The sequence below is a fragment of the Aminobacter sp. GW821-FHT11F06 genome, from assembly GCF_058808215.1.
Genome location: NZ_JBXARL010000007.1, coordinates 357,721 through 364,205, shown reverse-complemented (window position 1 = coordinate 364,205; position 6,485 = coordinate 357,721). Strand labels below are relative to the sequence as shown.

General features: G+C 64.0%; 6 protein-coding genes. 4 read left to right on the top strand and 2 right to left on the bottom strand.

Going from position 1 to position 6,485, the window contains the following annotated elements; all coding sequences use genetic code 11:
* Positions 1-73: 73 nt before the first annotated feature.
* Both AC1RTB_RS19125 and AC1RTB_RS19120 read right to left on the bottom strand, forming a co-directional pair.
* Positions 74-574, bottom strand: coding sequence for a peptide deformylase (locus AC1RTB_RS19125; RefSeq protein ID WP_492879956.1), 501 nt, complete (start codon positions 572-574; stop codon positions 74-76).
* A 9-nt stretch (positions 575-583) separates the two neighbouring features.
* On the bottom strand, positions 584-1,021 hold the full coding sequence (locus AC1RTB_RS19120) for an Lrp/AsnC family transcriptional regulator (RefSeq protein WP_492879957.1): 438 nt from the start codon (positions 1,019-1,021) through the stop codon (positions 584-586).
* 130 nt (positions 1,022-1,151) lie between these two features.
* On the opposite strand from AC1RTB_RS19120, the gene AC1RTB_RS19115 reads away from it, so the two are divergent.
* From AC1RTB_RS19115 to AC1RTB_RS19100, 4 genes are all read left to right on the top strand, one after another.
* Positions 1,152-4,208: an aminotransferase class III-fold pyridoxal phosphate-dependent enzyme gene (locus tag AC1RTB_RS19115; RefSeq protein ID WP_492879958.1), complete on the top strand. Its 3,057-nt coding sequence runs from the start codon at positions 1,152-1,154 to the stop codon at positions 4,206-4,208.
* A gap of 120 nt (positions 4,209-4,328) precedes the next feature.
* Positions 4,329-5,342, top strand: coding sequence for an amino acid ABC transporter substrate-binding protein (locus AC1RTB_RS19110; protein ID WP_492879959.1), 1,014 nt, complete (start codon positions 4,329-4,331; stop codon positions 5,340-5,342).
* Positions 5,343-5,489: 147 nt separating this feature from the next.
* Positions 5,490-6,122 (top strand): 2'-5' RNA ligase family protein, encoded by a 633-nt coding sequence (locus AC1RTB_RS19105; protein ID WP_492879960.1) that lies wholly within the window; start codon positions 5,490-5,492, stop codon positions 6,120-6,122.
* Between the two features lie 7 nt (positions 6,123-6,129).
* Positions 6,130-6,417: a hypothetical protein gene (locus AC1RTB_RS19100; RefSeq protein ID WP_492879961.1), complete on the top strand. Its 288-nt coding sequence runs from the start codon at positions 6,130-6,132 to the stop codon at positions 6,415-6,417.
* The last annotated feature ends 68 nt before the right edge of the window (positions 6,418-6,485 follow it).

Here is a 6,485-nt window from a genome sequence, read left to right as displayed (position 1 = left end):
AGACTCACTGAAGCTTTGACAACCTCAGCTTTCCCGGCCGGGACCGAATGGACAACCTCCTGAAAGCTCACAGCTAGAGCGCCCGTTGCAGCTTTTCATAGCGCTTGACCAGGCGGTCGCGCTTCAGCTTCGACAGCCTCTCGATCCAGAAGATCCCGTCGAGCTGGTCGATCTCATGCTGGTGGCAAACCGCGAGATGCCCCTCGGCCTCTTCAGTTTGCTCGACGCCGTCGAGATCCTGGTAGGTGACGCGGACCCGCGCATGCCGCCTGATCTCGTCGGTCACGCCCGGCATCGACACGCTGCCTTCCGTGTGCGGCAGCATCTCGTCCGAAGCCCAGATGATCTCAGGATTGACGTAGGTCCGCGCGCTGTCGGTGCCTTCCAGCTGGAGCACGACGAGGCGCTTGGCGATGCCGATATGCGGCGCGGTGATGCCGATGCCCGATGCCGCGCGCATCGTATCGAGCATGTCGGCGGCGAGTTCGCGAAGGCCTTGGTCGTAGGCGGTGACAGGCTCGGCGACGAGGCGCAGCCGAGGGTCGGGAAATTTCACGATTTGTCGGATCGTCATGTTCGCCATTTACTCCAGCCGCTCGATGTCCCGGCGCAGCACGATCAGCGTCGTCAGGTCCTGCACGCTTGGGTGCGTGGCGATGATGTCGCGCAGCGTGTTCAGCCTGTCGATCGACGGCACCTCGACCTCGACGATCAGGTCCAGCTGGCCGGTGATGGACGACACCCGCCGCACTTCCGAATAACGCGCCAGTTGGTCGAGCACGCCTATGGAAGGGGTGCTGACCAGCGTCACCAGCAGGAACGCCGAAACCAGGTTGCTATCCATCTGGCCGATGTCGGCGCGATAGCCGCGGATGACGCCGCTCTTTTCCAGTGCCGCGACGCGTTCGCTGGTGGCGCTGCGGGAGAGCCCGATGCGTCCGGCAAGGGTCTTTAGCGGAATGCGCGCTTCCTTCGACAGGATGCCCAGAATGTCCCTGTCCTTGGCGTCGAGTTCCTTCATCGCCTGGTTCCGATCCGTGCCGTTAAAGTGCCGGTCCATGCAGTCATAGTGCCGGTGCAACCGACGCTTTGCCGGATGCCCGATTTTTCGGCCCGTGCCAAGCTTCAATACCAGCAAATCCGGATAGAACATGACTGACGTGACCCATCCCGCGCCCGCATTCTCCTTTGGCGAAGCCGCCGACCTGGCCGCGAGCCAGTTCGGTGTGAGCGGTCGTGTCACCTCGCTCGACAGCGAGCGCGACCAGAATTTCAAGCTTTCAGCCGACGACGGCGCGCAGTGGATCTTCAAGATCGTCAATGCCAGCGAGCCCGCCAGCGAGAGCGAATTCCAGGTCGCATTGCTCGATCATCTGGCGCGCACCAGCCCCGATGTTGTGGCTCCGCGTCTCAAGGTTTCGCAAATCGGCACGCCGCTGGCTGAGGTTGCAAGTGCTGCTGGCGAGCGCCACGCGCTGCGGCTGGTATCATGGCTGCCCGGCCTGCCGCTGGCCGAGGTCGAGCGTACGCCCGAACTCCTGGCCAATCTGGGTTCAGCACTAGGCCGGCTCGACCGCGCGCTGCAGGGCTTCATCCATGCAGGCGCCTTGCGTTCATTCGACTGGGACATCCGCCAGGCCGGCGCCGCGCGCCAGCGCCTGCCACATATCCCTGACGCCGAAGACCGCGCACTTCTACGGCGCCTGCTCGACCATTTCGATGCGGAGGTAGCTCCCCGTCTCGCCGGTTTGCGCGCGCAGGTCATCCACAACGACGCCAACGACTGGAACGTGCTGGTCGAAGAGGACGGACGCGACCGCATTGCCGGCATCATCGATTTCGGTGACGCGCTCTATTCGCCCTTGATCGCCGAAGTGGCTGTCGCCTGCGCCTATTCGATCCTCGACGTCGAGGACCCGATCGGGGCCGCCGCGACCTTGGCCGCCGGCTTTCACGCCGAATATCCGCTGCGCGAAGACGAGCTCGATGTCCTGTTCGACCTCATCGCCATGCGGCTGGTCATCAGCGTCACCCTGTCGGCTGCCCGCAAGGAAAAGACTGGCGACAATCCTTACCTCGCCATATCGGAGGCGCCGGCCTGGCGGCTGCTGCGTCGTCTCGGTGCGATGAACCGCAGGTTCGCCACCGCCATCCTGCGCCATGCCTGCGGTTTCGATGCCGCACCCGGAGCCAGCACCATTGCCAGCTGGATCGGCGCCAACTGCAAAGGCCTCGCGCCGATCCTCGATCGCCATCCGGCCACTCTGGTCAAAGCGCTGGTGCCTTACGGCGATCCGGCCCATCCGATGACCGTGACGTCGGCTGGACAGCAGCCTGAGATAGCCACCGCCTGGTGGGATGCCTATTGCACTGAGAACGGTGTCGCACTCGGCATCGGCCCATGGGGCGAAGCGCGCACGGTCTACACCTCAGACATCTTCTGGTCGCGTTTCGTCGAAGGCGCGCGCCGGGTCCATCATCTTGGCCTCGACCTGTTCATGCCCGCCGGCACCAAGGTTTTCACCCCGCTCGCCGCAACAGTGAAAAGTGTGGAGATCGAAGAGGACCCGCTCGGCTATGGCTGCCTCGTCGCCCTGCGCCACGAGCCCGAGGGTTGCCCGCCCTTCGTCACCTTGTGGGGCCATCTCGGCCATGAAGCCGCAAAGCGGCTGACGCCAGGCCAGCAACTCGCTGCCGGCGACCTCGTCGGCGAAATGGGCGTGCCTGCCGAAAATGGCGGCTGGGCGCCGCATCTGCATTTCCAGATCTCGGCCGATCCCGACCTCGCCGCCCGCGACATCCTCGGCGTCGGTGAAGCGCGTTACCTCGATGTCTGGCGCGAACTTTTCCCCGACGCCGCCGAGCTTGCCGGCATCCCGCCGGAAACCTTTGTCCAGACCGGCCGGACGCGTCCCGAAATCGTCGCCGCGCGGAAAACCTCGCTGCTGCCCAACCTGTCGATCTCTTATTCCGAGCCGATCAAGTTCGTGCGCGGCGAGGGCGCCTGGCTGATCGACGACCGCGGCCGCGCCTATCTCGACTGCTTCAACAATGTCTGCCATCTCGGCCATGCCCATCCTGATGTCGTCGAGGCCATTGCCCGCCAGGCCGCCAGGCTCAACACCAACACGCGCTACCTGCACGACGGCATCGTCACCTACGCCGAGCGGCTGACGGCGACGCTGCCCGAAGGCCTGTCGGTGGCGTCCTTCGCCTGTTCCGGCAGCGAAGCCAATTCGCTGATGCTGCGCATGGCCCGCACCCACACCGGCCGCAGCGAGGCCATCGTGCTCGACTGGGGTTATCACGGCACCACCCAGGAGCTGATCGACCTCAGCCCCTACAAATACAAGCGCAAGGGCGGCAAGGGCCGGCCGGCTCATGTCTTTGAGGCGACAATCCCCGACAGCTATCGCGCGCCAGAGGACTGGCCGGTCGAGGAGCACGCCAAACGCTTTGCCGAAAGCATTGCCGAGCAGATCGCGGAGATGGCCAGACAAGGTCGTGCGCCCGGCCTGTTCCTCGCCGAATCCATCCCCAGCGTCGCCGGCCAGGTCTTCCTGCCCGAGGGCTACCTCAAGGAAGTCTACGCCATGGTCCGCGCTGCCGGCGGCATCTGCGTCGCCGACGAGGTCCAGGTCGGCTTCGGCCGCGTCGGCTCGCATTGGTGGGCGTTCGAAACCCAAGGCGTCACGCCCGACATCGTCACCATGGGCAAGCCGATCGGCAACGGCCACCCGATGGCAGCCTTGGTCACCACCAGGGAGATCGCCGCCTCCTTCAACAACGGCATGGAGTATTTCAACACCTTCGGCGGCAACCCGGTGTCCTGTGCGGCGGGCCTTGCCGTGCTCGACGTCATCGAGCGCGACGGCTTGCTTGCGAACGCCGCCGATGTGGGCGCCTATCTCGTTGCGCGCTTCAAGGAGATGCAGGCGCGCTACGAGGTCATCGGCGATGTCAGGGGGCAGGGCCTGTTCCTTGGCATTGAACTTGTCGCCGACCGCAAGACCAAGCAGCCGGCCACGGCCTTCGCCCGCAAGGTCAATGACGGGGTGCGGGCGCGCGGCGTTTTGATCGGTACCGAAGGACCGCATGACAACGTGCTCAAGATGCGCCCGCCGATGATCTTCAGCCGGGCCAACGCCGACCACCTGGTTGGCGTTTTGGAAGAAACCTTCGCGGCGGTTCTCGCCGAAGGGGCATAGCAGACCCGGGCGAAAGCTTCGCGCGGAGGGACTTAACGACAGGGGATTTCACCAACTTCCGGCACCTCACGCGCCGGCGGCAGAAAGAGGCTTTGCCTCGGGATACCAAGGGAGGAAGACATGAAACATACGTGCATCACAGCACTTCTGCTCGGCTCGGCATTTATGGCTGTGCCAGCGGCAGCCGACACCCTCGACATCGTCAAGGAGCGCGGCAAGGTCACCTGCGGCGTCAGCCAGGGTGTCACCGGCTTTTCGGCCCCCGACGACACTGGCAAATGGAGCGGCTTCGACATCGATTTCTGCCGCGCGGTGGCGGCAGCCGTGCTTGGCGACCCGGAAAAGGTGAGCTACGTCCCGCTCTCCACCAAGGAGCGTTTCACCGCGCTGCAGTCGGGCAGCGTCGACGTGCTGTCGCGCCAGACCACCTGGACCCTGTCGCGCGATGCCAGCTTGGGCATCCATTTCGTCGGCACCGCCTATTATGACGGCCAGGGCTTCATGATCCGCAAGGATCTCGGCGTTGACAGCGCGCTCAAGCTTTCCGGCGCCACCGTCTGCGCCGAGCAAGGCACCACCACCGAGCAGAACGTCGCCGACTATTTCAGCGCCAACAAGCTGAAATACGAGCCCGTCGTCATCGATTCCGCCGACGGCATCATCAAGGCTTTCGCTGGCGGCCGCTGCGACGTCTACACCACCGACGCCTCCGCCCTTTATGCCCAGCGCCTGAAGCTCACCGATCCTGCCGCCTACACCGTGCTGCCCGAGATCATCTCCAAGGAACCGCTTGGACCCGCCGTGCGCCAGGGCGACGACAAGTGGTTCAACATCGTGCGCTGGACGCTGTTCGCGCTCGTCGAGGCAGAAGAACTCGGCATCAAGAAAGACAACGCCGAAGCCGGCCTGACCTCGGCCAATCCGGCGATCAAGCGGTTCTTGGGTGCTGAAGGCGACAGCGGCCAGCAGCTCGGGCTCGATCCGCGCTGGGCCTACAATGTCGTTTCGACAGTCGGCAATTACGGCGAAATCTTCGAGCGCAACCTCGGCCAGTCGAGCGACCTGAAGATCGATCGCGGCATCAACGCATTGTGGAACGCCGGCGGCCTGATGTACGCCCCGCCGGTGCGCTGAGACCTCAACGCTGCGGGGCCGCGCATCTGCGCGGCCCCTCAGCAAGGCTTGGAACCACTCGAAACGACCAGCAGCGGTAGTTGCCTCGGTAGGAAAAAATACTTACGATGATCTCGTTTTGTTCTCAAGGTGAGGCGAGGTCATCGCATGTCCACGAGAGGGAAATTACGCAATCCATCTAATGCGTCAGCTGATCAACTGTCGCTCGATCTCGGCCTGCCACCGGTGGTGCAGCGTCGACACACCGACAATCTGTTCTTCTGTTTGCTTGCCGGGCCTGTAGACGCTGCACGCACCGCCGCGTTGAGGCAAAATCTGTGTTGTCAGCATGGTTTGACTGGTCAGCTTCAGGCTGCCGACCGGCTCCACGTCTCGCTATTTTCCCTTGGGAAGCATGCCGGTCTGCCTTCCCGACTGCTCGATGTCGCCATGCGGGCCGGCGAGGCGGTCAGAGCACCACCGTTCGAGCTGACCTTCGACCGCTTCATCAGTTTCAAGAGCAGCGGCAAGCCTCCGCTCGTCCTGCTCTGCGGCAACGGCAAAGCCGAGCTCGTGGTGTTGCAGCGCAAGCTTGGCGCGGCGCTCGGAACCGTCGGGCTGAACATGCGCATGCGCGCCAGCTATGAGCCGCACTGCACCTTGCTCCGCGACATCAGTTCCTTGCCGGAAACGCCGCTCGAAAACCCGGTTACCTGGCGCGTAGGCGAATTGGCACTGGTCCATAGCTTGCACGGCCAGGGGATTTATCTCCATCCCGGCCGTTGGCGGTTGCAGGGCTGATCTCAGCTTGCTGGCAGCGGCTGCCGCGCGTTGCGCCAGAATTCCTGCGGCTCTTCAAGACCCGATCCAGACGCTGATGCTCAACGCCTCGGCGCAGTCGGTGCAGAGCGTGATGATCGGCGGCCGCTTCGTCATGGAAGACGGCGTCATTCCGGGCGTCGACGACCGTGCCTACCGCAAGCGTGCGCAGACACAGTTCGAAGGCGTCATCGCCAAATACCCGCTGCGCACCTTCAACCACCTGCCGGTCGAGGAGATCTTCTCGTCGAGCTATCCGATGGTTCGCAAGGCGTAAGCCTCGGACGGACCAGGCCTGAAGCCCGCAACGTCGACGCCTCCCTCCCCCCTTGTGGGGAGGGATAA